Below are 24,863 nucleotides of genomic sequence, written 5' to 3' on the forward strand. Positions count from 1 at the left end.
CCGGCACACACCAACACAACCATCCACACAAATGCAAAAAGTACATTGGTACACTATTGAGTTCTCAAACATCACTGTTGCAAAACCGTTCCGCGCTATTGTCTAGCGTAGTTCGTGCTTTGTAACTGGGATTTAAATCTTAGACCAACTTTTAAACCAAAGTCAACCTGGAGTTTAACTCCCTGTCACCTGCTCTCGCGGCGACTCGGATTAATTTACACACCGCTCTGACTTTCCACAAATCCCCTGCTAAACGCGCAAAACCCGTCACCGGGTGGTGACGGGTTAACTTTCGACGCCGCTGTTTGCTGCATTTAGTGGGTTTTAGACGAACCTGGCGCCGGCGAAGTTCTTCTTACCGCGGCGCAGGACCAACCAGGCCCCATGCAGAAAGTCACTCTCGGACGGCTCCCACTCGGAATCGCTTACCCGCTCGTTGTTGACGTACGCGCCGCCTTCCTTGATGGTGCGGCGGGCCGCACCCTTCGAATCCGCCAGGCCGCTGGCGACCAGAAGGTCCACGATGGTGCGGGGCTGGCCGGGCTCGATCTCGGCGACCTCGGTCTCGGAGAGGGCACCCCGCAGCGTCTCCTCGTCCAGGTCCGTCAGGTTGGCCTTGCCAAACAGCGCCTGGGCGGCGAGCTCCACGGACCTCGTTGCTTCCTTGCCGTGGACCAAGTCGGTCATCTCCTGGGCCAGGCGGCGCTGCGCCTCGCGCTTGTACGGCTCGGTCTCTACCTTCTGCTGGTACTCGGCAATCTCTTCCTGGTTCAGGAAGGTGAACCAACGCAGGTAGTCAATGACCACGGAGTCGCCAGCGTTCAGGAAGTACTGGTACCAGGAGTACGGGGAGGTCTTCTCCGCATCCAGCCAGAGCTTGCCGCCGCCGGTGGACTTGCCGAACTTCTGGCCGTTGGCGTCGGTGACAAGCGGTACGGTCAGGCCGTGGACCTTGGCTCCGTCGACGCGTCGGTTCAGGTCCACGCCGGAGACGATGTTGCCCCACTGGTCGCCGCCGCCGATCTGCAGGATGCAGTCGTAGTTGCGGCGCAGCTGCACGTAGTCGTTGGACTGCAACAGCATGTAGGAGAACTCGGTGTAGGAAATGCCATCGGCCTCCAGGCGGCGCTTGACGGTGTCACGATCCAACATCGTGTTCAGGGAGAAGTTCTTGCCCACGTCGCGCAAGAAATCGATGACGGACATGTTCATCGTCCAGTCAGCGTTGTTGACCAGGGTCGCTGCGTTCTCGCCCTCGAAGTCGACGAAGCGACGCAGCTGGCACTTGATGGCACCGAGGTTCTTCTCGATGACGTCCTCGGAGAGCATGGAGCGCTCCCCCACGTCGCGCGGATCCCCGATAAAACCGGTGGCACCGCCGGCCAGGACCAGCGGGTGGTGGCCGGCTTCCTGGAAGCGGCGCAGCATGATCATCGGGACTAGGTGGCCGGCGTGCAGGGAATCCCCGGTCGGGTCAAAGCCGCAGTACAGGGTGATGGGCTGCTCGCAGGCCTCGCGCAGGGCCTCAAGGTCCGTGGACTGGTTGATCAGGCCGCGCCATTGCAACTCATCGATGATATTCATGAAAAATCGCCCTTCTAGTCGATCTCGTCTGGTGTAGTTTCCGGGTGCCGCTGGTGCCGGGGTTAGGCCGGCCACTTCTTGGCCTCGTCGGCCAGCATGACCGGGATGCCGTCCTCGATGGGATAGGCGATCCCCAAGCGCTTGTTTACTAGGACCTGCTGGTCCTCGATATACTCCAGCGGGCCTTTATCCTGCGGACAAACCAAGATGTCTAGGAGGGCGGGGTCACAACTCATGCCCATCATCGTACCTGTTGTGCTTCCACCCCGCGGGCTTGGCCCCGCGATTCCCAGTGGCGGGTTTCCGGTTGGCTTCTCGCCCCAGTTTCGGCGCGGGTTTACGCTGGGTTGGTCAGGGCCGGCGGCGAGCAAGACTAAACCCCGCTTCCCTATCGGCGTGTGCACCGCTGGGAGGCGGGGTCGGTCGGGCGCGCGGGTTCTAGGTTGACCCGCTGCCGGTTAAATCAGGGACGGGACGTTCGCCACGAGGGAGAACAGATCCTTCGGATCGTCCGGGTTGGCAATGATGTCGATGTCGGTCTCCAGCTCGGTGCCCTTGACCGCGTCGCGGACGTAGCGCAGGGCGGAGAAGTCGTTGATAGCAAATCCCACGTCGTCGAAGAGGGTGATCTGCTCGTCGTCATCGCGGCCGGTCGCCTGGCCGGTCAGGACCTGGTAGAACTCCGTGACCGGGAAGTCCTCCGGCATCTGCTGAATTTCGCCCTCGATGCGGGTCTGCTCCGGGAACTCGACGAAGACCTTGGACTTGTCCAGGATGGAGGCTTCCAGCTCGGTCTTGCCCGGGCAGTCGCCGCCGACGGCGTTGAGGTGCACACCCGGGGCGACGTGGCGCTCGGCCAGAATCTGGTTCTGGGCCTTGTCCGCGGTGCAGGTGGTGACGATATCGGCGCCCAGCACGGCCTCATCGACGCTGTTGCAAGCGGTGATGTTGAAGCCGAGCGGCTCCAGGTTGCGCTTAAACTTCTCGACGGCGTCGGGGTCAATGTCGTAGATGGTGATGTCCTCGATGCCCAGCACGCCGCGGAAGCCCAGCGCCTGGAACTCGGACTGGGAACCGGCGCCCACCATGGCCATGCGCTTGGAGTCCTTGCGGGCCAGGTACTTGGCCACCATCGCGGAGGTCGCGGCCGTGCGCAGAGCGGTCAGCAAGGTCATCTCCGCCTCGAAGGTCGGGTAACCGTTGTCCACGTCGGCGAGCACGCCGAAGGCGGTCACGGTCTGGAAGCCGCGGGCCGGGTTCGACGGGTGGCCGTTGACGAACTTGAAGGCGTACTCCTCGCCGTCCGAGGTCGGCATGAGCTCGATGACGCCGAACGGGGTGTGGGAGGCCACGCGCGGGATCTTGTCGAAGCGCTCCCAGCGGCGGTAGTCGTTCTCGAGGTACTCGACCATGCCGGTGATGATGTTTTCCACGCCGTCGCGCTGAATCCAGCGCGCCATGTTCTCTACGTCGACGAATTTGACCATTGTTTCTCAATCTTCCTTTCTTAACTAACGGTGCCGTTTTCTTGAGCGCCGGTCCGTATCCCAACGCTAAGTTGTAACCGTTAGAGATCCTACTTACTTTTGATTGCGCGGGTGCAGGTCCGTCTGCGGGGCAGCCGGGAAGCTGGACGTCGGCAGGTGCTTGGCGCGGCGTTCATCTGCGATGGCCCGAATGCGGTCGCGCCAGGCGAACCACATCACCATGAAGACGGGTACCAGCAGGATGGAGGCCCCCAGAGCGTAGGTGCCGATCGGGTAGTCGAAGGCCATCAGGACGATGACCACGCCGATAAAGACCAGTGTGGCCCAGTCCCCGACCGCGCCGAAGGGCGAGCGGTATCCCGGACGCGTGTAGCGTCCGCTCTTGGACAAGCGCACGAACTTCAGGTGCGCCAGCGCGATCGCTGCCCACGATGCCAGCGTTCCCAGCGCCGCCAGGTTCAGCACGATTTCGAAGGCCGCCTCCGGGACGATGAAGTTCAGGAACACGCCTGCCAGGCCCACGAAGGCTGCCATGACGATGCCGCCGTAGGGCACGCCCGACTTGGACATCCGGGCGCCGAACTTCGGGCCGGAGCCGGCGGTCGACATGTTGTACATAATACGGCCTGTCGAGTACAGGCCGGCGTTCAACGAGGAGATCGCCGCGGTGATGACCACCAGCTGGAAGATCGGGGCCGCAGCCGCGATGCCCAGGGACTCAAAGAAGGTCACGAACGGTGAGACGTTCGCAATGTATTCGGTGTACGGCAGGACCAGGGTCAGTAGCAGCACGGAGCCGAAGTAGAAGACCAGGATGCGGACTAGGACGTTGTTGACCGCTCGCGGGATGTGCTTCTCGACGTCCTTGGTCTCACCACTGGTGGTACCGACTAGCTCGATGCCGGCGTAGGCGAAGACCACGCCCTGGATGACGATGACGGCCGGGATGAAGCCGTTCGGCAGCCAGCCGCCAGCATCAGAAATCAGGCTGAACCCAGTCGGGTCGCCGCTCGGGTGGCCGAAAATGACCACGCCGATTGCCACCAGCATGAAGATGAGCAGCGCGACGACCTTGATCATGGAGAACCAGTACTCGAGCTCGCCGAAGATCTTCACCGACATCATGTTGAACAGCAGGATGCCGCCGATGACCAGCAGCGCCAGCACCCACTGCGGGATGTCTTCGATCCAGTGGGTGTACTGCGAGAACCACTTGATGTAGAGGGCCACGGCCGTGGCGTCGGCAACCAAGGTCATAGCCCAGTTGCCCCAGTAGAGCCAGCCGGTCACGAAAGCCGTCTTTTCGCCGTAGAACTCTCGGGCATAGGAGACGAACGAGCCGGAGCTCGGGCGGTAGACAATCAGCTCGCCCAGCGAGCGCAAGATGACGTAGCCGAACATACCGCAGATGAGGTAGAGCACGGCCAGCGAAGGACCGGCCTGTTCAAGGCGGGTACCGGTGCCCAGCAAGAGGCCGGTACCGATGGCGGAACCGATGGCAATCATCTGGAGCTGGCGGTTGCCCATCCCCTGTTGCAAGCCATGGTCCTCGGAGGCATAGACGTTGCGCTCTGCCTCGTGGGGGGCTGACTCGGAGCCCGTTGGATTGGTTGTCATAGGTAGGCTTTCTAAATCTGTCCACGTTTAAGTAGCACGGATCACATCCGCTTCGGTGAACTGTAGTACACCTTTCACATTTCTGTGACTGGACGCACCCTCCAACGTCTCGTTTCTCAGACTTGTGCCGGGCGCACCCCCACCACCACAGAAAATAAGACGCCGCACGGTGAGAACCCCTAGCCCCGAAAGTGGTAGAACTCACCCGTGCGATCAACAAAACCGGCGCGGCTTCGTCGGCTCCCGTAGGAGGCAACGAGACCGCGCCGGTTCGCTAATGGCAGCTGGGCCAGTTAGCGGCCCCTATTTCTGGACGCCGGGGATAACCGGCGTACCGGCCCAGGCTTTCGCTTCGGCGTTGCGCTGGGCAACAAGCTCGCGCTGCTCCGCCACGCGCACGCCCGCGGTACCGCCCTTGGTGGAGCGGGAGGCGACCGCGCCATCGATGGTCAGCACCTCGCGGACCTCAGGCTTCAAAGCCTCGTGGACCCCGGTAAGCTCCGCGTCGGTGAGATCGATGAGGTCGACGCCACGCTCCTCGGCGATCCGCACGCACTCGCCGGAGGCCTCGTGCGCCTGGCGGAAGGGCACGCCCTGGCGCACCATCCACTCGGCCAGGTCCGTGGCAAGCGTGAACCCGCGCGGGGCGAGCTCGCGCATGCGGTCCTCGTGGAAGACCAGGGTGCTGACCAGGCCCGTCATCGCCGGCAACAGCAGGTTGAGCTGGGCGACCGAGTCCACGATCGGCTCCTTGTCTTCCTGCAGGTCGCGGTTATAGGCCAGCGGCTGCGCCTTGAGCGTGGCCAGCAGGCCCGTCAGGTTGCCGAGGATCCGGCCGGTCTTGCCGCGGGTGAGCTCGGGCACGTCCGGGTTCTTCTTCTGCGGCATGATGGACGAGCCCGTCGACCAGGCATCATCCAGGCTGACGTAGCCGTATTCCGGCGTGCACCAGTAGATGATCTCCTCGGCCAGGCGAGACATGTCGATGGCCGTCTGCGCGAGGACGTAGGCGGCCTCCGCGGCAAAGTCGCGCGAGGCGGTCGCGTCCAGCGAGTTCTCCGCCGCCGCGTCGAAGCCTAGTTCCTCGGCGATGGCCTCCGGATCCAGCGCCAGCGACGAGCCCGCCAGGGCGCCGGAGCCGTAGGGAGAAATCGCCAGGCGCTTGTCTAAGTCCCGGAAGCGCTCAATGTCGCGCAGCAGCGGCTGGGCATGGGCCAGAAGCTCGTGGGCCAGCAGGATGGGCTGGGCGGCCTGCGAGTGCGTCTTGCCCGGCATGATGGCCTCCGGGTGCGCACCCGCCTGCTCGACCAGGGCATCGACCAGCTCGGTGATTTGCGCCGTGATATCGCGGATCGCGTCGCGGACCCACATGCGGAACAGGGTCGCGACCTGGTCGTTGCGGGAGCGGCCAGCGCGCAGCCGGCCGCCGACCTCGGGGCCGACGCGCTCGATGAGCCCGCGCTCCATGGCGCCGTGGACATCCTCGTCGTGCGCGTTCGGCGTGAACTCGCCGGAGGCGACGTCCTTGCCCAGCTGCTGCAGCCCGGAGATCATGGTCTCAAAGTCGGCATCGCTGAGCAGGCCGGCCTTGTGCAGGACCCGGGCGTGGGCCTGGGAGGCGAGCACGTCGTAGGGCGCCAGGACCCAGTCGAAGTGGGTGGACACGCTGAGGGCAAACATCGCCTCAGAGGGCCCGCCGGAGAACCGGCCGCCCCAGAGGGCGCCCTCGTTCGTCTTGTGGGGCTGCATCTACTTCGCCCCCGTGCGGAAGCCGCCGTCCCGGTCGCGCTGGTTAGAAATCTGCGTGGACAGGCCGTGCAGCTGTACGAAGCCCTTGGCTGCGGTCTGGTCGAAGGCGTCGCCGGTGTCGTAGGTGGCCAGGTCGAAGTCGTACAGGGACTGGCCCGAACGGCGGCCGTTGACCACGATGGAACCGGCGTGCATGACCATGCGGATGTCGCCGGTGACGTTCTCCTGGGAGGACTGGATGAACTGATCCAGCGCCTTCTTCAGCGGGGAGAACCAGAGGCCGTCGTAGACCTCCTCGGACCAGCGGGCGTCGGTGAGCCGCTTGTAGCGGGCCAGCTCACGCTCGACGGTCACGTCCTCCAGCGCCTCGTGGGCCTTGATGAGTGCGATAGCGCCCGGGGCCTCGTAGACCTCGCGGGACTTGATGCCCACCAGGCGGTCCTCGACCATGTCCAGGCGCCCGATACCCTGGGCGCCGGCGCGCTGGTTCATCTGCTCGATGGCCTGCAGGACGGTCACCGGCTGGCCGTCGATGGCCACCGGCTTGCCCTTCTCAAAGGAGATGACAACCTCGTCCGGGGCGTTGCCCAGGCCCGGATCCTCGGTATAGGCGTAGAGGTCCTTTGTCGGCGGGTTCCACAGATCCTCCAGGAAGCCGGTCTCAACGGCGCGGCCCCAGACGTTCTGGTCGATGGAGAACGGCGAGGAGGCGGACTGCTCGATCGGCAGGTCGATCTCCTCCGCGAAGGCGATGGCCTTGTCGCGGGTCCAGGCGTAGTCACGGGCCGGGGCGATGATCTCCAGGGACGGATCCAGCGCGCGGAAGGAGACCTCGAAGCGTACCTGGTCGTTGCCCTTACCGGTACAGCCGTGGGAAACGTGGGTACCGCCGTGCTCTTGGGCAGCCTCGACCAGGTGCTTGACGATGAGCGGGCGGGAGATGGCGGAAACCAGCGGATACTGTTTCATGTACATGCCGTTGGCCTGGATGGTCGGCAGGCAGTATTCCTCGGCGAACTCGTCCTTCGCGTCGATGACGATGGACTCGACGGCGCCGCAGTCCAGGGCGCGCTGGCGGACCGACTCCATGTCTTCCCCACCCTGGCCGAGATCCAGGGAAACCGCGACGACGTCGCCGCCGGTCATCTTGGCCAGGTACGGGATGGCCACCGAGGTGTCCAGGCCGCCGGAATAGGCCAGCACTACGCGTGCACTCATTGCGAATCTTCTCCTTCTTGAGAACGGTTGTCTGCAATTAATTCATCTGGATAAATATTATACACCGGGAGCACGGGGAACAAACTCCGCCACCCCGCGTGTCACCCCTGGCGCTGGTGCGCCGGCGCTACTCGCTCGCGGAGCTGCGGCCGGTCAGGCGCTCCCCTAGCTCCTTGCCGGCCAGCGGCTCGCGCGCCAGGACGAAGACCGTGTCGTCGCCGGCGATGCACCCGACGACGTCCGGCAGGCCCACGCGGTCGATGAAGCTGGCCAGGTACTGCGCCGCGCCGGCTGGGGTGCGCAGCATGGCTATATTGCCGGAGTGATCGTGGGAGACCACCAGCTCGTCGACCATGCGGCGCAGCTTCTCGCGCGGGCCGTTGACCTGGTCGTCAAAGTCTTCGTATTCGCCGCCGACCTTGTAGAAGGAACGCCCGCCGTCGCGCTTGACCTTCTTCGCGCCCAGCTCGTCCAGGTCGCGCGACAACGTCGCCTGGGTAATGTCGATCCCCTCGTCCAGCAGCAGGTCAGAGAGCTGCACCTGGCTGGTCACCCGGGTCTTGCCCAGGATCTCCAGGATTTTGGCCTGACGCGCGTTCCGGGTACTCGGCACGGTCATGAATCTAGCTGTCCTTTCGTTCCAACAACCACGTCAGCAACGCCTTCTGGGCGTGCATCCGATTTTCTGCCTCATCGATGACCCGCGAGGCCGGCCCGTCGATCACCTCGGCCGTCACCTCGTTGCCGCGGTAGGCCGGCAGGCAGTGCAGGAAGATGGCGTCATCGGCTGCGGCCGCCATAATGTCCTGGTTGACCTGGTACGGCAGGAACGGGGTGCGGCGGTCCTTGCCGTCGCCCTCCTGTCCCATGGACACCCACGTATCCGTGATCACCACGTCGGCGCCGACCCCGGCCGCGACGTCATCACTGACAACGACGTTAGCACCGGTAACCTCGGCCCGTGCGCGCGCCCGGTCGATAAAACGCTGCTCCGGCTGGAACTGCGCCGGCGAGCAGATGGTGATGTCCATACCGGCCGTGGCAAACCCCAGCAGGTAGGAGTTGGCCATGTTATTGGCGCCGTCGCCGTAGTAGACCGCCTTCTTCCCGCGGAGGTTTTCTACCCCGCCGAAATTCTCGGCGCAGGTGACCAAGTCCGCCAGGATCTGACACGGGTGCAGGTCGTCCGAAAGCGCGTTAATCACCGGGACCGTAGCGGTTTCCACCATGTCCACCAGGTTCTGGTGGACGAAGGTGCGCCAGACGATCGCGGAGACATACCGCGACATCACCGCGGCAGTGTCCTGGATGGACTCCCCTTTGCCGATCTGGGTCTCCGAGGTATCCGAAACCACCGCGTGGCCGCCCAGCTGCGGCACGCCCGAACCGAAGGAAAAGCGCGTGCGCGTCGAGGTCTTATCAAAAAGCACCGCGACGGTCTGCGGGCCTTCCAGGGGCCGGTAGCCGTACGGGTCCTTTTTCATTTTAAGGGCCAGGTTCAGCACCTCGGCCTGCTCCTGCGGGCTCAGTTCATCATCGGCCAGGAAGTGCCGAAGCTTTGCGCTAGTAGTCATATCGTTGGTCGTCCTTTCGGTGTGTCTTGGATCTTATTTTATAGCCGCGCATGCATAAACCACAGCGGCTTGCGGAGACGTGTTGCCGCTAGGTGGATTGCTCGCTAGCTAGCTCGCCCAGGATCTCGGCTATTCCCTGGACTGCGAAGTCGATGTCGGCGTCGGTGATGACCAGCGGCGGGCACAGGCGCAGCACGTGCTCGTTGGGGGCGTTGAGCAGCAGTCCGTGGGTGTATCCGGCCGGCACGGCCTTCTTCGCCATCGGCTGGTTGAGTACCACGCCCAGTAGCAGGCCCTGGCCGCGCACGTAGTCCACCTGCTCCAGGGCGGTCAGCCTTTCGCGCAGCGCGGCGCCGGCATCCTTCACGCGCTGACAGAAGAACTCGTCGACGTGTTCTATGACCACCTGGGCGGCCGCCGCGACCACGGGGTTGCCTCCGAAGGTCGTGCCGTGCGAGCCGGGCGTGAACAGCCAGGCCGCCTTGTCCCGGGCGATCGTCGCGCCCATCGGCAGGCCGCCGCCCAGCCCCTTAGCCAGGGTGATGACGTCGGGCTGGATGCCCGCCTGCTGGTAGCAGAAGAACGAGCCCGTGCGGCCGATGCCGGTCTGCACCTCGTCGATAATCAGCAGGATGCCGTGCTCGTCGCAGAGCTCGCGGGCGGCGCGCAGGAATTCCGGCGTGGCGGGCACGACGCCAACCTCGCCCTGGATGGGCTCGCAGATGATGGCGGCCGTGTCTGCCGGGTCCTGCTCCACCAGGGTACGCAGGTAGTCGATGTCGTTGTAGGTGAAAAACTCCACCCCGCCGGGCAGCGGGCGGAAGGCGCGCTGCTTGTCCGGCTGGCCCGTTAGCGCCAGCGAGCCCATGGTCCGGCCGTGGAAACCACCGTGGGCCGCCAGTATCCGCCGCCGCGCGGTCAAGCGGGCAAGCTTGAAGGCGGCCTCGTTGGCCTCCGCCCCGGAATTGCAGAAGAACACGCGGGCGCTGGCATCGCCCACCTTGTCCCGCAGGGCGGCCGCGACCTGGAGGATCGGGTCGGAGGCACACAGGTTGGACACGTGGCCCAGGCGGGCAATCTGCTGGCTGACCGCCGCCACGATGTCGGGGTGGGCGTGCCCCAGCGCATTCACGGCGATGCCCGCCACCAGGTCAAGGTAATCCTTGCCGGCGTCGTCGGTCACCCAGGCGCCCGACCCGCTGCGCAGGGCCAGCGGTGGGGTGCCGTAGTTGTTCATCATGACGTCATTCCACTGCGGCGCGGTGCTCATTTCGCGTCGTCCTTCCTAAAGACCGTTCCGGCCGGGTAATTGTTGGTCTGGTAGTCGTTGGGCAGCACCATCGTGCCGATACCGCCCATGGTCATCAGCTCGAGGAGCACGGTGTGGGCCTGGCGGCCGTCGATGACGTGCGCCGCCTTCACCCCGCCTTCCACGGCCTTGAGACAGGCCTCCATCTTGGGGATCATCCCGGTGTCCAGTTGCGGCATGAACTCGCGCAGTTGGCTGGCCTCCAGCTTGGAGACCAGCGAGTCCGGGTCCGGATAGTCGATGTAGAGGCCCTCGACGTTGGTCAGCATGACCAGGCGCTCCGCGCCCAGGCCGACGGCCAGCTCGCCGGCGGCTATGTCGGCGTTGATGTTGTACACTTGACCGTCGTTGCCCGGGGCGATGGTGGAGACCACCGGGATGCGCCCGGCGTCGATGATGTCGCGCACCGCAGCCGGGTTGACCTCGGTGATTTCGCCGACCAGGCCAACGTCGCAGCCCTTGCCGTCGATAGTGACCTCGCGGCGACGGGCCCGGAATAGCCCGGCGTCCTCCCCCGAGGTGCCCACCGCGTAGGGCCCGTGGGAGTTGATGAGGTTGACCAGCTCCCGGCCGACCTGGCCGAAGAGCACCATACGGACTACCTCCATGACCTCCGGTGTGGTCACCCGGAAGCCGCCGCGGAACTCGCCGTGCAGTCCGACGCGCTCCAGCATCGCGTTGATCTGCGGACCGCCGCCGTGGACGACCACGGGCTTGGCGCCCACCGTGCGCAGGAAGACCATGTCGGCAGCGAAGGCCTCCTTGAGTGCGTCATCCACCATGGCGTTGCCGCCGTATTTGACCACGACGATCTTGTCGCGGAAGTGCCTGAGCCACGGCAGCGCCGCCGCCAGGACCTGGGCCCGCTGCGCGTCGCTGAACTTGTCCAAGCCGGGCTGGCCCGCCCCGGCGCCCGCGGTTGTGCCATTTTCCATTGCTTCTACTCCCCTAGTTCTTCTTGCACCTGAGTGTTTTACTCATCCCGCGCGCTGCTAGGAGCTGTAGGCGGAGTTAATCTCGACGTAGGCGTGCGACAGGTCCGTCGTGCGCACCGTCGCTTGTCCTGCCCCGCCCGTTCCCAGGTCGACGGCGACGTCGATGTCCGACCCGCTCAGGTCCACCTCGCGCGCGGTCGGGGTGCCCGTGGTGTTCTCGCAGACCACGTGGCCGTTGAAGCGCACGGCAATGCCCTCCGGATCCATCGCCACCGGCGCCATGCCGACGGCGGCCAGCACCCGGCCCCAGTTCGGATCGGAGCCGAACATCGCGCATTTGAAGAGGTTGTCGCGGCCCAGGGTGCGGGCGGCGACCAGCGCGGCGGCATCGTCGTAGGCGCCGGTGACGGTGATCTGCACGCGCTTGGTCACGCCCTCAGCATCGGACTGCATCTGGGCGGCGATTTCGGCACAGACCTCGTGGATAGCGGCGTTGAGCTCGGCCTGTTCGGGAGTGACACCCGCCCGGCCTGAGGCCAGCGCCACCACCGTGTCGTTGGTGGACGTTGAGCCGTCGATGTCCAGGGTGTTGAAGGTCTGCGGCATCGCCGCCTCCAGCGCGGTCTTCAGCTGCGCGGAAGTCACGTCGGCGTCGGTGGTGACAACGGCGAGCATCGTCGCCAGCGACGGCGCCAGCATGCCCACGCCCTTGCCCATCGCGCCGACGGACCAGCCTTCGCGCTTAACCGCGGCCTGCTTGGGCACCGTGTCGGTGGTCATGATGGCTTCTGCGGCCTGGCCCGCCGCCTCCGGCGTTGTGCCTGCGCCCTGGGCGACCTGCGCGCCCAGCTTGTCGATGCCATCGGTAACCACCGGCATATCCATCAGCTCGCCGATGATGCCGGTCGAGCAGACCACCACCTCCTGCGACTCTACCCCCAGCGCCTGCGCCGTTTCCTGGGCCATGGTCTCGGCGTCCTGGTCACCCTGGGCGCCGTTGCAGGCGTTCGCGTTGCCGGAGTTAATCACCACGGCGCGCACGCTGCCGTCGGCCACGGCCTTTCGGCTGTATTTGACGGGCGCGGCCACGACCTGGTTCTGGGTAAAGACCGCGGCGGCCGCGCTGGACGGGCCCTCGTTGACGACCAGCGCCATGTCGGGCTTGCCGGAGGGCTTGAGCCCGGCGGTCGCGGCGTAAGCGCTAAACCCGGCCGGGGTCACGACCCCGCATTCGTCTGGGGCGGCGTTTGTTTCTAGGGTGTGGGTGTGCATGGGGTTCTCCTACAAGGTGTTTTTTGGGGAAAGGAATGGCGGCGCGGAGGATTCTCCCGCCTCTAGGGCAGGACGGCGGTGCCGTTAAGCCCGACCGTTTCCTCCCAGCCGAGGGCGAGGTTGAGGCACTGCACTGCGGCCCCGGCGGTGCCCTTAATCAGGTTGTCGATGGCGGAGGTCATGATTAGGCGGCGCGCCACCGCGTCGACGTGGACCTGGATCTGGGCGAAGTTCGATCCGACGACGTGCTTGACCTGGGGCTGCGCGCCCCGCGGCAACAGCTGACAGAAGGCCTCGTCCGCGTAGGCCGCTGCGTAAGCGCGCCGGGCGGCGTCCTCGACGGCGGCGGCATCCTCTGCGGCGTCGGCGGCCAGCGGAGCGGTCACCGTGGCCAGGATTCCCCGCGTCATGGGAGCGAGCACCGGGGTGAAGCTAACGGTTACGCCGGCCGTGATTTCGGAGAGGTTCTGGACCATCTCCGGGGTGTGTCGGTGGGTGCCGCCCGGGCTGTAGGCCTTGACGTTGCCAATGGTCTCGGAGCCGCTGAAAGCCACCGCGGCCTTCTTGCCCGCCCCCGAAAGACCGGTGACGGCCACGACGTCGAAGTTCGGCACTATGATGCCGCCCTGCAGCGCCGGGAAGGCCGCCAGCGTGACAGCCGTCGGGAAACACCCCGGCACGGCCACGCGGCGCGCCGCGGCGATGGCCTCTCGGTGGCCGGGCAGCTCCGGCAGCCCGTAGGGCCAGGACCCGGCGTGCTCGGTGCCGTAGTAGGTATCCCAGACGGCCGGGTCTTGAAGCCGGAAGTCGGCGGCGCAGTCGATGACCAGGACCTCGTCCGGCAACTGCTGGGCCAGGGCGGCCGAGTGCCCGTGGGGCAAGGCCAGGAAGACGACGTCGTGGCCGGAAAGGGTCTCGACGGTCGTGTCTTCCAGCGTGCGGTCGGCCAGCTCGGGCAGGTGAGGGAGCGCCTCGGCCACGCAGGCCCCGGCCTGAGAGTGCGCGCACAGCGACCCGATGGTCAGGTCGCCACGGCGGTACGCGGGGTGTGCGAGCAGGAGGCGGAGGATTTCGCCACCGGCGTACCCGGTGGCGCCAGCTAGTGCGACGTGAATACTCATAGCCGCGAGCATAGCTAAATATGCATCCGGATGTAAGTTATTCAACTAAAGTGCCAGACTTTTGCCGCTTTCTAGCGTTTTTACTACCCCCGAAAATGCATAAACACCCGCCGCTGGGTGCGGCGGGGGTAGGTGCGGGCGAGGACTTAGGCGCGGATCTGGGCGCCCAGTTCCTGTTCGGCCAAGGCGGCGGCGGCCTCGCGGTGCGCGTTGACTTCCTCGTCGGTCAGCGTGCGGTCCGGGGCGCGGAAGAGCAGCTTGAAGGCGAGCGACTTCTTGTCCGCCCCCAGCTGCTCGCCGCGGAAGACGTCGAAGAGCTCCACGGACTCGAGCAGCTCACCGGCGCCCTTCGCTATGACGCGGCGGACCTTTTCAGCCGGCACGTCCTCCGCGACGGTCAGGGCAATGTCCTGATGCAGGGCCGGGAAGGCCGAGAGCACCGGCGCCGGGAAGCGCTCGTCCAGCGGGAGCGCCGTGACATCCAGCTCCATGGCGCAGGCGCGCTCCGGCGCGCCCAGCTTCTCCAGCACCTGCGGGTGCAGCTCGCCGGCGTAGCCGACGACCTTTTCGCCCACCTTGAGCGCGGCGCAGCGGCCCGGGTGCCACGGCAGCTCGCTAGCCGCCTCCACGTCCAGCTCCACGCCGGCCGCGCGGGCCACGACGCGGGCGGACTCGATGGCATCCGCGTAGGTGTAGGCGCGGCCCTCGCCCCACGGGCCCGGGTTATCCGCGAAGCCGGCGGAGACGGTAGCCACGTGCAGCGGCTGCTCCGGCAGGGTGCCCAGCAGCTCGGCCAGGGTCTCCTCCTCCGGGCGGGAGGCGACCGAGGGCATCGGAGTGGCATCCGCGCGGCGGAAGGAAACCTGCTGCAGCCCGTAGAGGCGCAGGTTGGGCTGGCCGCGGGAGACGTTGCGGTTGAGGGCTTCCAGCATGTTCGGCAGGAGGGTCGTCGACAGCTGGGCCTTGTCGGCCTCCAGCGGGTTCTGCACGGCGACGTTCTGGCGGCGGGCATCGTCGGCAGCCAGGCCCCACACGTCGAAGGTGTCGTTGGCCACGAACGGCGACGGGATGATCTCCGCGTAGCCGGAATAGGCCAGGCTGTGCCCGATCGCCCGGCGACGCTTCTGCGCCGGAGTCAGGCCGCGGCCGCCGCGCGGGGTCGGCAGGATGGACGGGATGTCGGCCAGGCCCTCCAGGCGCAGGACCTCCTCGATGAGGTCGACGTCCATGCCAATGTCCGTGCGCCAGGTCGCCGGGGTAACCGAGAGGACGTCCGAATCCGCGTTCTCAACCTGGCAGCCGACCTCCTCGAGGCGGGCAGTGACCGTCTCGCGGGAGTAGTCGACGCCGGCGTAGCGGCCCGGCATATCCACCGGCAGCTCGATGGCGGCCGGCTGGGCAACCTCCCCGACGAGCGTGCGGCCGGCCTCAATGGTGCCGCCCGCCAGCTGCTGCAGCAGCGCGCAGGCGTAGTCCAGGGCCACTTCGGTAAGTGCCGGATCCACGCCGCGCTCGAAGCGGCGGGAGGCTTCCGAGGACAGCTTGTGGCGGCGCGAGGTCCGCGCCACGGTGATGGGATCCCAAATCGCGGCCTCGAAGATGACGTCGGTGGTCTCGTCCGAAATCTCGGAGGTGGTCCCACCCATCACGCCGGCCAAGGACTGGATGCCCTTGTCGTCGCAGATGACGACGTCCTCGGCGTCCAGGGTGCGGTCGACGTGGTCCAGAGTCTGGAAGTCCTCCCCCGCCTCGGCGTTGCGGATAACCAACCCGCCGGAGACCTGGTTAGCGTCGAAGGCGTGCATCGGCGAGCCCAGCAGTAGCATGATGTAATTGGTGACGTCGGTCGGCAGGTTGACGCTGCGCTGGCCAGAAAGCATGAGCTCGCGCTCCAGCCAGAACGGGGTGCGCGCGTTGGGGTTGATGCCGGTGACCTTGCGCAGGCCGAAACGCTGCGCCTTCGTCTCCTCCCGCAGATCGACCGGCAGCGCGCCGGCGGCATCGTCGGCAGCCGGTACGTTTGCGGTATCGATGCCCGCGGCGGCCGGATCCACGGCCAAGTCGCGGTAGTCGGCGTCGAAGGCGGAGGCCACCTCGCGGGCCAGGCCGCGCACCGACAGCGCGTAGCCGCGGTCCGGGGTGATGTTGACGTCGAAGACGGTCTCGTCCAGGCCGATGACCTCGCGGGCGTCGCGGCCGACTGGGCCGGCCTCCTCGCCGAGCGTAATGATGCCGTCGGCCTTCTCGCCGAAGCCCAACTCCGCGGCCGAGGCCAGCATGCCGTTGGAGATGTGGTCGTAGGTCTCGCGCGCGGCGATTTTGAAGCCGCCGGGCAGCTCGGCGCCCGGCAGAGCTACGACCACGAGGTCGCCCTCGCGGAAGTTGCGGGCGCCGCAGATGATCCCCTGCAGGTCGCCGCTGCCGTTGGCCTCGCCGACATTGACCTGGCAGTAGCGGATCGGCTTCTTGAAGCCGGTCAGTTCCTCAATCTCCTCGACTCGGCCGATGACCAGCGGGCCGGTGGTTTCCGGTAGCGGGGCATAGCCCTCGGTCTCGAAGCCGACGCGCACGAAGCCACTATCAAGCTCCTCCGCGCTGACCGACCAGTCCGGGTTCTGGGCGCCAAGCACGCGGGTTACCCAGCCTTGCGAAATAAGCATGTGGTGAATTCTTCCTTTCTAAAAGTCTGGGTAGCGGCCTAGGCCTGGATTCCGAACGGCAGGGTGAAGCGGACGTCGCCCTCGACCATGTCGCGCATGTCGGACAGCCCGTTGCGGAACTGGAGGGTGCGCTCCAGCCCCATGCCGAAGGCGAAACCGGTGTACTCGGACGGGTCGACACCCACGGCGCGCAGCACGTTCGGGTTGACCATGCCGCAACCGCCCCACTCGATCCAGCCGGCGCCGCCCTTCTTGTTCGGGAACCAGACGTCGACCTCGGCCGACGGCTCGGTGAACGGGAAATAGTTGGTGCGCATGCGGGTCTTGGTTTCCGGTCCGAAGAGCACCTGGGCAAGGTGGTCCAGGGTGCCGCGCAGGTGGGCCATCGTCAGGCCCTTGTCGACGGCTAGCCCCTCCACCTGGTGGAAGACCGGAGTGTGGGTGGCGTCCAGCTCGTCGGTACGGAAGACGCGGCCCGGGCAGGCAATGTACAGCGGGACGTCGCGGTCCAGCATGGTACGGACCTGCACCGGAGAGGTATGGGTGCGCAGCACCTGCTTGGAGCCTTCCACGGAAACGTGGAAGGTGTCCTGCAGCGTGCGGGCCGGGTGGTCCGGCTTGAAGTTCAGCGCGTCGAAGTTAAAGTACTCGGCCTCGACCTCGGGGCCGTCAGCGATCTCCCAACCCATGCCAACGAAGATGTCGGCGATCCGCTCGGACAGCGCCGTAATCGGGTGCAGCGCGCCGGTCTGGGCGCGGGTAGTCGGGATGGTCACGTCCACGGTTTCCGCGACTAGCTGCTCCTGGCGGGCGCGCTCCTCGAGCTCCTTCTTCAGCTGTGCGTAGCGCTTCTCGGCCTTACCGCGCGCCATGTTGACAGCCTTGCCCGCGTCCTTGCGCTGGTCCTTCGGCAGCGATCCGAGGGACTTGCGGGCCTGCGGGATATATCCTTGCTCGCCCAAGTGCTCCCGATGCGCCTGCGCCAGCCCGGCCAGGTCCTCGGCGCCCTCAAAAGCGGCGATAGCCTCGTCTGCGGCCGCGGCCAGGGCCGCGTCTGTCAATTCAATCTCGGGGGTATCTGACACGTAGCTTCAACCTTCTTCTCACGCTTAAACTAACGGAGGCTATGTTACCCGCTCTAGCCCTGCGCACCGGCGCCGGGGCGGGAGTTTTGTCCCCTCCGCCAACCCGAGTTAGCCGGGTTGGCTCGGGCTAGCCCTGCGCCTTGGCGGACTCGTAGAGGCAAATGCTGGCGGCCGTGGCGAGGTTGAGGGACTCGGCGCGGCCGCGGATCGGAATCCGCACCCTAAGGTCCGCCTGGTCCAGTAGGTCCCGCCCCAGCCCGCGGGCCTCGTTGCCGAAGAGCCAGGCCGTGGGCTGGGACAGGTCGACGTCCGCGAGATCCGCCTCCCCGTCCGCGGCGGTGGCCAGGATCTGCAGATCGTGGGAGCGCAGCTGGCCCAGCACGTCCTTGACGTGGGTCTCACGCGCCACCGGCACGTGGAAGAGCGAGCCGGCCGATGCCCGCGCCACCTTGCAGCCCAGCGGGTCAACGGTCTCGCCGGCGAAGATGACGCCGTCGGCGCCCATGGCGTCCGAGGTGCGGATCAGGGTGCCGGCATTGCCCGGTTCACTGGTCAGCACCGGGACCGAGACCAGCGAGGGCTTGCCCGCCAGAATCTTGCCAGCCGACCACAGCACCGGCCGGCACACGGCGAAAAGCCCGGTGGTGGTCGCCGTGTCGGACAGCGACTTGGCGGCCTTATACGTAATCGGGTGAACGTAGACGTCCATGTAGCCGGCGGCAGTAAGGATCTCAACGAAACGCTCCGCCGCCTGCTCCGTGGCGAAGACGTCGGTGGCCGCGCCGGTGGACACGGCTGCATCGACGGCGTTCTCGCCCTCGATGAGGAAGGCGCCGGCCTTACGCCGGGCCGCGGCCCGGTGCAGCTTCGCGGCCTTGACCACTCGGGGCGTGCGTTCGGTTAGAGGTTGGGAAAAATCCAGTGTCATACCCGCCAATCTAGCAGGCAGGGACCGCCCCACCGCGACGGGGACCGCCGCCCCAGACAAGAGAAAACCCCGCGGCCGGAGCACTGTTGACCAGTGGCGGGCGCAGGGTGGAAGGCGAAGTAGCAAAAAACTACTCCGAGACCCGTTCAGGCTTAGGCAGCCTTCGGGGCGTTGACGTCCTCCGGCAGGGCGGCCTTGGCGGCGTCGCACAGCGCGGAGAAGGCGTCGAAGTCGTTGACGGCCAGCTCGGCCAGGATCTTGCGGTCGACCTCGATCTCAGCCAGGCGCAGACCGTGGATGAGACGGTTGTAGGTCAGGTCGTTCATGCGGGCTGCAGCGTTGATGCGCTGGATCCACAGCTTGCGGAACTCGGACTTACGGGCGCGACGATCGCGGTAGGCGTAAGTCATGGAGTGCAGCCACTGTTCCTTCGCAATGCGGTAGCGGCGGGAACGGGCGCCACGGTAGCCCTTGGCGGACTTCAGAATCGCGCGACGCTTCTTCTTGGCGTTCACAGAGCGCTTTACTCGTGCCACGGTAGTACTTCCTTAAATCTTTCTCGACGGTATTGAGGTGGGGTGGATTCGGCGCTATTAGGAGCGGCCGAGCAGGCGCTTGACGCGCTTGACGTCGGACTGGGCGACAGCCTCGGTGCCCTTCAGACGACGGGTACGCTTGGAGGGCTTGCCCTCCAGCAGGTGGCGACGGCCAGCCTGCTCACGGCGCAGCTTGCCGGAACCGGTCACCTTAATACGCTTGGCGGTGCCCTTGTGGGTCTTCTGCTTCATGAGAATTAAGTCCTTAAATCCCTAGTGTGTGGTCTACTTCTTACCCTTGCGAACCGGGCCCAAGACCATGGTCATGTTGCGGCCATCTTGCTTGGGGCGGGACTCGACGACGCCAACCTCCGCGACGTCCTCAGCCAGCCGCTCCAGCAGGCGGAAACCCAGTTCCGGACGCGACTGCTCGCGACCGCGGAACATGATGGTCACCTTGACCTTGGAGCCCTTTTCGAGGAAGCGAACAACATTGCCCTTTTTGGTCTCGTAATCGTGGTCATCGATCTTAGGACGGAACTTCTGCTCCTTGACCACAGTCTGCTGCTGGTTCTTGCGAGCCTCGCGAGCCTTCTGGGCCTGCTCGTACTTGTACTTGCCGTAGTCCATGATCTTGGCCACCGGCGGCTTCGCCTTCGGGGCGACCTCAACCAGGTCCAAATCGGCTTCGTACGCAACCTTGCGGGCGTCGTCGGTACGGACAACTCCTACCTGTTCACCCTCGGGTCCGATCAGACGAACTTCGGGTACTCGGATTCGCTCATTGATGCGAGCTTCAGCGCTGATTGTGTGTCTCCTAAGTGAGAAGGGTCAATGGTTAATTCGCCTACCAACGCCACAAACAAAGAAACCCGCCTGCCAAAACTGACAGCCGGGAGGTCTCACCTAGATACCGCACCTCGAGGGGCTCGGTTACCTTTTGACCCGTTGCCTGCTCTAGGCGGCTGAGGGTGGGAGAATCTCCGCTTGTGACCCGGAAACCTTATGGAAGGTACCACGGGCGGTAGTGCTCACAACACTAGCACGCCATCCGCGCCCGGCCAAATCGCGGCCCTACTTCCCCGTTGTCCTGCCTCTTCCCCGGCTACTTGCCGGCCGGGGTCAGCACGTCGGCGAGGAACTGCCCGGTATAAGAGCCCTCGACGGCCGCGACCTGCTCCGGGGTGCCTTCCGCGACGACCGTGCCGCCGCCGTTGCCACCCTCCGGGCCCATGTCCACCAGCCAGTCGGCGGCCTTGATGACGTCCAGGTTGTGCTCGATGATGATGACCGAGTTGCCCTTGTCCACCAGGCCCTGGATGACCAGCATCAGCTTGCGAATGTCTTCGAAGTGCAGGCCCGTGGTCGGCTCGTCCAAGATATAGACGGTGCGGCCGTTGGTGCGCTTCTGCAGCTCCGAAGCCAGCTTAACGCGCTGGGCCTCGCCGCCGGACAGCGTTGTCGCCGCCTGGCCCAGCCGCACGTAGCCCAAGCCCACCTCGACCAGCGTGTGCAGGTAGCGGTGGATGGAGGTGATCGGCTCGAAGAACTCGGCGGCCTCCGAGATCGGCATGTTCAGCACCTCGGCGATGTTCTTGCCTTTGTACTGGACCTCGAGGGTCTCGCGGTTGTAGCGCGCGCCGTCGCAGACCTCGCAAGGAACGTAGACGTCCGGCAGGAAGTTCATCTCGATCTTCAGGGTGCCGTCACCGTGGCAGGCCTCGCAGCGCCCGCCCTTGACGTTGAAGGAGAAGCGCCCGGCCTTGTAGCCGCGCACCTTCGCCTCCTGCGTCTCGGCAAACAGGTTGCGGATCTTGTCGAAGACACCCGTGTAGGTCGCCGGGTTCGAACGCGGGGTGCGCCCGATGGGGCTCTGGTCGACCTGCACCAGCTTGTCCAGGTGTTCCATGCCCTCCACGCGCTTGGCTCGGCCGGGCACTTGGCGCGCGCGGTTGAGCTCGTTGGCCAGGGTCTTGGCCAGGATATGGTTGACCACGGTCGACTTGCCCGAGCCGGACACGCCGGTCACGCAGACCAGCACGCCCAGCGGGATGGTCACGTTGATACCCTTGAGGTTGTTCTCCCGGGCGCCGACGATCTTCAGCACGCGCTGCCTATCGATCTCCCGGCGATGATCCGGCACCGCCAGCACCTTGCCCCCGGACAGGTACTGCCCGGTCAGGGAGTCCTCGCAGCTTTCGATGCCGGCCGGCTCGCCCTGGTAGACCACGTGGCCGCCGTATTCGCCGGCGCGCGGGCCGATATCCACCAGCCAGTCGGCTTGGCGGATGGTGTCCTCATCGTGCTCGACGACGATGAGCGTGTTGCCGATATCCCGCAGCCGCTGCAGCGTGGCGATAAGCCGCTGGTTGTCACGCTGGTGCAGGCCGATGGACGGCTCGTCCAAGACGTAGAGCACGCCCGCCAGGCCGGAACCGATCTGGGTGGCCAGGCGGATGCGCTGGGCCTCGCCGCCGGACAGCGTGGAGGCACCGCGGTCCAGGGTCAGGTAGTTCAGGCCGACGTCCAGCAGGAAGCGCAAGCGCGCCTGGATCTCCTTGAGCACCGCGCCGGCGATGATCTCCTCGCGGTGGCCCAACTGCAGCGTGGACAGGAACTCGGAGGCGTCCTCGATAGACAGGGCCGTGAGCCCCGCGATGGACTGCTCGCCGTGCGCACCGGAGGCCAGGCGCACGGCCAGGATCTCCGGCTTCAGGCGGGAGCCGTGGCAGGTCGGGCACGGCACCTGGCGCGTGTACTGCAGCAGGCGGTCCTTCTGCGAGTCGGAGTCGGTGGTCTCCAGCTTGCGCTCGATAAAGCCCACCGCGCCCTCGAAGGGGGCGGTCCAGTTGCGCTGGCGGCCGTAGCGGTTCTTGTAGCGGACGTGGACTTCCTGCTCGGTGCCGTGGACCAGGGCATCGCGCTGCTCGTCGGTCAGCGAGCTCAGCGGGGCGTGCGGATCGAAGTCCAGTGCCTTGCCCAGGCCCTCAACCAGTTTGACGAAGTAGCGGCTGTTGGGGCTGGAGTGCCAGGGCTGGACGGCATCGACAGCCGGGGCATCCGGGTCTGGGACGAGCAGATCTTCGTCGACCTTGAGGCGGGTGCCCAGGCCGTCGCAGACCGGGCAGGCGCCGAACGGCGAGTTGAAGGAAAAGGCGCGCGGCTCGTATTCCTCGATGGTCAGCGTGTGTCCGTTCGGGCAGGCGGCCTTCTCCGAGTAGGTGTGGTTGAGCTCCGGCTGCTCCACGAAATCGATGCTGACCAGCCCCTCGGCCAGCCGCAGAGCCGTTTCCACCGAGTCCGTCAGGCGCCGCTTCTGGGAGGCCTTGACCTGCAGGCGGTCGACGACGACCTCGATATCGTGCTTGATCTGCTTCTTCAGCTTCGGCGGATCCGACAGCTGGTGCACCTCGCCGTCGACGCGCACGCGGACAAAGCCCTGGGCGGCCAGATCTGCAAAGAGGTCAACGAATTCACCCTTGCGTTTGCGCACCACCGGGGCGAGCACCTGAAACTTCAGCTTCTCCTCGTGCTCGAGGACCGTGTCCACGATCTGCTGCGGGGTCTGGCGCTCGATGACGGCGTCACACTTCGGGCAGTGCGCCGTGCCCGCGCGGGAAAACAGCAGGCGCAGGTAGTCGTAGATCTCCGTAATGGTGCCGACGGTCGAACGCGGGTTGTGGTTGGTCGACTTCTGATCGATGGACACGGCCGGGGACAGGCCATCGATAAAGTCGACGTCCGGCTTGTCCATCTGGCCCAAAAACATGCGGGCGTAGGAAGACAGGGACTCCACGTAGCGGCGCTGGCCCTCTGCGAAGATGGTGTCGAAAGCCAGCGAGGACTTGCCCGAGCCAGACAGTCCGGTGAACACAATCATTTTGTCGCGGGGCAGGTCAATGTCTACCCCTTGCAGGTTGTGCTCGCGGGCGCCGCGGACTACGAGGCGATCAGCCACAGTTTGCCTACCTTCCTTAATGGATCTGCTGCAGATTATTGACTGCGGGATTTACTGCTCGAATTTACCCGTAGACTGGTCAATATGACTAAAGAGCTCAAGCTACACCGTATTTCCGTCTCCGAGATGGACAACAATTGCTACCTGCTGGCCTGCGGCGACGAGGGCCTGCTTGTCGATGCCGCCGACGACGCCCCCGCCATCCTCGACATGGCCCGCCAGGCTGGCGTCACCATCACCGCGGTCTTTACCACCCACCGCCACTGGGACCACGTGCGCGCGCTGCCGGAGATCCTGAAGGAAACCGGCGCCACCCACTACGCCTCCTTCCTGGACTCGCCCGCCCTGCCCGCGCCCGTCGACGTCGAACTCAACCACGGCGACACCATCACCTTCGCCGGACACGAGCTACCGGTTATCATCTTGCGCGGCCACACCCCGGGCGGGGCGGCGCTGGCCACCGAGCTGGACGAGGTGCCCAACCTTTTCGTGGGTGATTCCCTCTTCCCGGGCGGTGTCGGTAAGACCACCTCGGATGGCGACTTCGTCCGCCTCTACAAGGACCTGACCGAACGCGTATTTGATATCTACCCGGACGAGACGGTCATCTGGCCGGGCCACGGCAAGCCCACCACGCTCGACGAGGAGCGCCCGCACCTCGGCGAATGGTGGGACCGCCGCTGGTAGTCTCCCCCGGCTGGCCCACAGCCGAGTAAAAAGTGCGTAAACTTGAACCCCTAGGTTAAATTTCTGGCTTAGAACTTCTAGGTTAGACTTACTCGTCTTTTTCACTAAAGGAGCATTTTCAGACATGATTCGTAAGATTGCCCGCCCGATGTTGGCTTCGGTCTTCGTTATCGACGGTGTGGACACTCTCCGTACCACCTCCGATCACGTGGAGGAGACGGAGTCTTTCCTGCAGACTCTGCGCAAGGCCCTGCCGGGTAGCTACGCCGGTTACGTCCCGAACGACCCGGAGCTGGTCGCCCGCGGCCTGGGCGGTGCCAAGGTCGGCGCCGGTTCCTTGCTCGCCCTGGGCAAGGCCCCGCGCACCTCGGCCGCCGTGCTGGCCGCCGCTACCCTGCCGACGATGTTGGCCCGTAACAACTTCTGGGAGGCCGACAGCGCCGAGGAGAAGAACTCCAAGCGCAACGGCCTGCTGACCAACACCGCCCTGCTGGGTGCGCTGTTCATCACCACCCAGGACACCGCCGGTAAGCCCTCCCTGCGCTGGCGCGCCCAGAAGGCCGGCGAGCGCACCAACAAGAAGATCCAGCAGGCGCTGCCGACCAAGTCCGAGTCCCAGAAGTTCGCCGACGACGTGTCCGAGCGCGCCTCCGATTTCTCGGATCGCGCCTCCGACTGGTTCAACGAGACCTCCGACAAGGTCCAGGCCTACATCGACGACAACAAGGACGACTGGCAGGAAAGCGGCAAGGACCTGCTGGAAACCGCCAAGGGCTACGTCAACGACGCCAAGGACTTCGTCACCGATAACAAGGACGACTGGCTGAAGGCTGCCCAGGACAACGCCGAGACCGCCCGCAAGGGCGCCGTCAAGGCTGCCTCCCGCGCGCAGGAGAAGGCCGAGCAGGCCCGCTCCGCCGCCGACAAGAAGAACGGCAAGCGCGCCGCCAAGAAGGCCTCCAAGAACGCCGACAAGCTGCAGAAGCGCGCCGACAAGGCCATCGCCAAGGCCATGAAGAAGCTCGAGGGCAAGCTCTAAGCTTTCCCACCCAGCTACTTTTCCATGCAACGGCCCAGCGAGTATGCTGGGCCGTTGTTCTTTTGCCCACCGCGCAAACCCGTGCACGAGACAGAAAGCCCACC

21 protein-coding genes are annotated in these 24,863 nt (G+C 65.5%); 2 read left to right on the plus strand and 19 right to left on the minus strand.

Going from position 1 to position 24,863, the window contains the following annotated elements:
• Positions 1 to 324 precede the first annotated feature (324 nt).
• From tyrS to uvrA, 19 genes are all read right to left on the minus strand, one after another.
• On the minus strand, positions 325 to 1,584 hold the full coding sequence (gene tyrS / locus QQS52_RS10590; protein WP_472773827.1) for a tyrosine--tRNA ligase: 1,260 nt from the start codon (positions 1,582 to 1,584) through the stop codon (positions 325 to 327).
• A gap of 62 nt (positions 1,585 to 1,646) precedes the next feature.
• Positions 1,647 to 1,820 (minus strand): Trm112 family protein, encoded by a 174-nt coding sequence (locus tag QQS52_RS10595; RefSeq protein WP_070769337.1) that lies wholly within the window; start codon positions 1,818 to 1,820, stop codon positions 1,647 to 1,649.
• Between the two features lie 222 nt (positions 1,821 to 2,042).
• Positions 2,043 to 3,071 (minus strand): ornithine cyclodeaminase, encoded by a 1,029-nt coding sequence (locus tag QQS52_RS10600; RefSeq protein WP_472773828.1) that lies wholly within the window; start codon positions 3,069 to 3,071, stop codon positions 2,043 to 2,045.
• A gap of 93 nt (positions 3,072 to 3,164) precedes the next feature.
• On the minus strand, positions 3,165 to 4,688 hold the full coding sequence (locus QQS52_RS10605; RefSeq protein WP_472773829.1) for an amino acid permease: 1,524 nt from the start codon (positions 4,686 to 4,688) through the stop codon (positions 3,165 to 3,167).
• Positions 4,689 to 4,991: 303 nt separating this feature from the next.
• Positions 4,992 to 6,437 carry an argininosuccinate lyase gene (gene argH, locus QQS52_RS10610; protein WP_472773830.1) on the minus strand — a complete coding sequence of 482 codons (1,446 nt, stop codon included), beginning with the start codon at positions 6,435 to 6,437 and terminating at the stop codon, positions 4,992 to 4,994.
• On the minus strand, positions 6,438 to 7,655 hold the full coding sequence (locus tag QQS52_RS10615; RefSeq protein WP_472773831.1) for an argininosuccinate synthase: 1,218 nt from the start codon (positions 7,653 to 7,655) through the stop codon (positions 6,438 to 6,440).
• A 127-nt stretch (positions 7,656 to 7,782) separates the two neighbouring features.
• Positions 7,783 to 8,274, minus strand: coding sequence for an arginine repressor (locus tag QQS52_RS10620; RefSeq protein WP_070769328.1), 492 nt, complete (start codon positions 8,272 to 8,274; stop codon positions 7,783 to 7,785).
• A gap of 4 nt (positions 8,275 to 8,278) precedes the next feature.
• Positions 8,279 to 9,229, minus strand: a complete 951-nt coding sequence (gene argF / locus QQS52_RS10625; protein ID WP_472773832.1) for an ornithine carbamoyltransferase — start codon at positions 9,227 to 9,229, stop codon at positions 8,279 to 8,281.
• Between the two features lie 88 nt (positions 9,230 to 9,317).
• The gene (locus QQS52_RS10630) at positions 9,318 to 10,499 is read right to left on the minus strand and encodes an acetylornithine transaminase (RefSeq protein ID WP_472773833.1); all 1,182 of its coding nucleotides are present in this window, start codon (positions 10,497 to 10,499) and stop codon (positions 9,318 to 9,320) included.
• Entirely contained in the window at positions 10,496 to 11,473 is a 978-nt protein-coding gene (gene argB / locus QQS52_RS10635; RefSeq protein WP_472773834.1) for an acetylglutamate kinase, read from the minus strand. The genes QQS52_RS10630 and argB overlap by 4 nt, the downstream gene beginning before the upstream one ends.
• Before the next feature lie 57 nt (positions 11,474 to 11,530).
• Entirely contained in the window at positions 11,531 to 12,745 is a 1,215-nt protein-coding gene (gene argJ / locus QQS52_RS10640) for a bifunctional glutamate N-acetyltransferase/amino-acid acetyltransferase ArgJ (protein ID WP_472773835.1), read from the minus strand.
• Positions 12,746 to 12,807: 62 nt separating this feature from the next.
• Complete coding sequence (argC, locus tag QQS52_RS10645; protein ID WP_472773836.1) at positions 12,808 to 13,866, minus strand: N-acetyl-gamma-glutamyl-phosphate reductase; 1,059 nt, start codon at positions 13,864 to 13,866, stop codon at positions 12,808 to 12,810.
• A 146-nt stretch (positions 13,867 to 14,012) separates the two neighbouring features.
• The gene (gene pheT, locus QQS52_RS10650) at positions 14,013 to 16,526 is read right to left on the minus strand and encodes a phenylalanine--tRNA ligase subunit beta (RefSeq protein ID WP_472773837.1); all 2,514 of its coding nucleotides are present in this window, start codon (positions 16,524 to 16,526) and stop codon (positions 14,013 to 14,015) included.
• 38 nt (positions 16,527 to 16,564) lie between these two features.
• Complete coding sequence (pheS, locus tag QQS52_RS10655; RefSeq protein WP_472773838.1) at positions 16,565 to 17,611, minus strand: phenylalanine--tRNA ligase subunit alpha; 1,047 nt, start codon at positions 17,609 to 17,611, stop codon at positions 16,565 to 16,567.
• Positions 17,612 to 17,738: 127 nt separating this feature from the next.
• Positions 17,739 to 18,539, minus strand: coding sequence for a TrmH family RNA methyltransferase (locus tag QQS52_RS10660; RefSeq protein WP_472773839.1), 801 nt, complete (start codon positions 18,537 to 18,539; stop codon positions 17,739 to 17,741).
• Positions 18,540 to 18,691: 152 nt separating this feature from the next.
• Complete coding sequence (gene rplT / locus QQS52_RS10665; protein WP_290226108.1) at positions 18,692 to 19,075, minus strand: 50S ribosomal protein L20; 384 nt, start codon at positions 19,073 to 19,075, stop codon at positions 18,692 to 18,694.
• 57 nt (positions 19,076 to 19,132) lie between these two features.
• Entirely contained in the window at positions 19,133 to 19,327 is a 195-nt protein-coding gene (gene rpmI, locus QQS52_RS10670) for a 50S ribosomal protein L35 (RefSeq protein ID WP_070769319.1), read from the minus strand.
• A 33-nt stretch (positions 19,328 to 19,360) separates the two neighbouring features.
• The gene (gene infC / locus QQS52_RS10675) at positions 19,361 to 19,882 is read right to left on the minus strand and encodes a translation initiation factor IF-3 (protein WP_290226283.1); all 522 of its coding nucleotides are present in this window, start codon (positions 19,880 to 19,882) and stop codon (positions 19,361 to 19,363) included.
• Between the two features lie 298 nt (positions 19,883 to 20,180).
• Complete coding sequence (gene uvrA, locus QQS52_RS10680) at positions 20,181 to 23,033, minus strand: excinuclease ABC subunit UvrA (RefSeq protein ID WP_472773840.1); 2,853 nt, start codon at positions 23,031 to 23,033, stop codon at positions 20,181 to 20,183.
• Positions 23,034 to 23,117: 84 nt separating this feature from the next.
• Between uvrA and QQS52_RS10685 the strand changes: the two genes are divergently transcribed.
• Complete coding sequence (locus tag QQS52_RS10685) at positions 23,118 to 23,720, plus strand: MBL fold metallo-hydrolase (protein WP_472773841.1); 603 nt, start codon at positions 23,118 to 23,120, stop codon at positions 23,718 to 23,720.
• A 124-nt stretch (positions 23,721 to 23,844) separates the two neighbouring features.
• Entirely contained in the window at positions 23,845 to 24,759 is a 915-nt protein-coding gene (locus QQS52_RS10690; RefSeq protein ID WP_472773842.1) for a DoxX family protein, read from the plus strand.
• Positions 24,760 to 24,863 lie beyond the last annotated feature (104 nt).

The organism is Corynebacterium sp. 1103A (assembly GCF_055700955.1).

What these genes read in the sequence shown, in the direction of transcription:
- tyrS (WP_472773827.1), bottom strand. Translation starts at nt 1,584, where the DNA reads ATGAATATCATCGATGAGTTGCAATGGCGCGGCCTGATCAACCAGTCC.
- QQS52_RS10595 (WP_070769337.1), bottom strand. Translation starts at nt 1,820, where the DNA reads ATGAGTTGTGACCCCGCCCTCCTAGACATCTTGGTTTGTCCGCAGGAT.
- QQS52_RS10600 (WP_472773828.1), bottom strand. Translation starts at nt 3,071, where the DNA reads ATGGTCAAATTCGTCGACGTAGAGAACATGGCGCGCTGGATTCAGCGC.
- QQS52_RS10605 (WP_472773829.1), bottom strand. Translation starts at nt 4,688, where the DNA reads ATGACAACCAATCCAACGGGCTCCGAGTCAGCCCCCCACGAGGCAGAG.
- argH (WP_472773830.1), bottom strand. Translation starts at nt 6,437, where the DNA reads ATGCAGCCCCACAAGACGAACGAGGGCGCCCTCTGGGGCGGCCGGTTC.
- QQS52_RS10615 (WP_472773831.1), bottom strand. Translation starts at nt 7,655, where the DNA reads ATGAGTGCACGCGTAGTGCTGGCCTATTCCGGCGGCCTGGACACCTCG.
- QQS52_RS10620 (WP_070769328.1), bottom strand. Translation starts at nt 8,274, where the DNA reads ATGACCGTGCCGAGTACCCGGAACGCGCGTCAGGCCAAAATCCTGGAG.
- argF (WP_472773832.1), bottom strand. Translation starts at nt 9,229, where the DNA reads ATGACTACTAGCGCAAAGCTTCGGCACTTCCTGGCCGATGATGAACTG.
- QQS52_RS10630 (WP_472773833.1), bottom strand. Translation starts at nt 10,499, where the DNA reads ATGAGCACCGCGCCGCAGTGGAATGACGTCATGATGAACAACTACGGC.
- argB (WP_472773834.1), bottom strand. Translation starts at nt 11,473, where the DNA reads ATGGAAAATGGCACAACCGCGGGCGCCGGGGCGGGCCAGCCCGGCTTG.
- argJ (WP_472773835.1), bottom strand. Translation starts at nt 12,745, where the DNA reads ATGCACACCCACACCCTAGAAACAAACGCCGCCCCAGACGAATGCGGG.
- argC (WP_472773836.1), bottom strand. Translation starts at nt 13,866, where the DNA reads ATGAGTATTCACGTCGCACTAGCTGGCGCCACCGGGTACGCCGGTGGC.
- pheT (WP_472773837.1), bottom strand. Translation starts at nt 16,526, where the DNA reads ATGCTTATTTCGCAAGGCTGGGTAACCCGCGTGCTTGGCGCCCAGAAC.
- QQS52_RS10660 (WP_472773839.1), bottom strand. Translation starts at nt 18,539, where the DNA reads ATGACACTGGATTTTTCCCAACCTCTAACCGAACGCACGCCCCGAGTG.
- rpmI (WP_070769319.1), bottom strand. Translation starts at nt 19,327, where the DNA reads ATGAAGCAGAAGACCCACAAGGGCACCGCCAAGCGTATTAAGGTGACC.
- QQS52_RS10685 (WP_472773841.1), top strand. Translation starts at nt 23,118, where the DNA reads ATGACTAAAGAGCTCAAGCTACACCGTATTTCCGTCTCCGAGATGGAC.
- QQS52_RS10690 (WP_472773842.1), top strand. Translation starts at nt 23,845, where the DNA reads ATGATTCGTAAGATTGCCCGCCCGATGTTGGCTTCGGTCTTCGTTATC.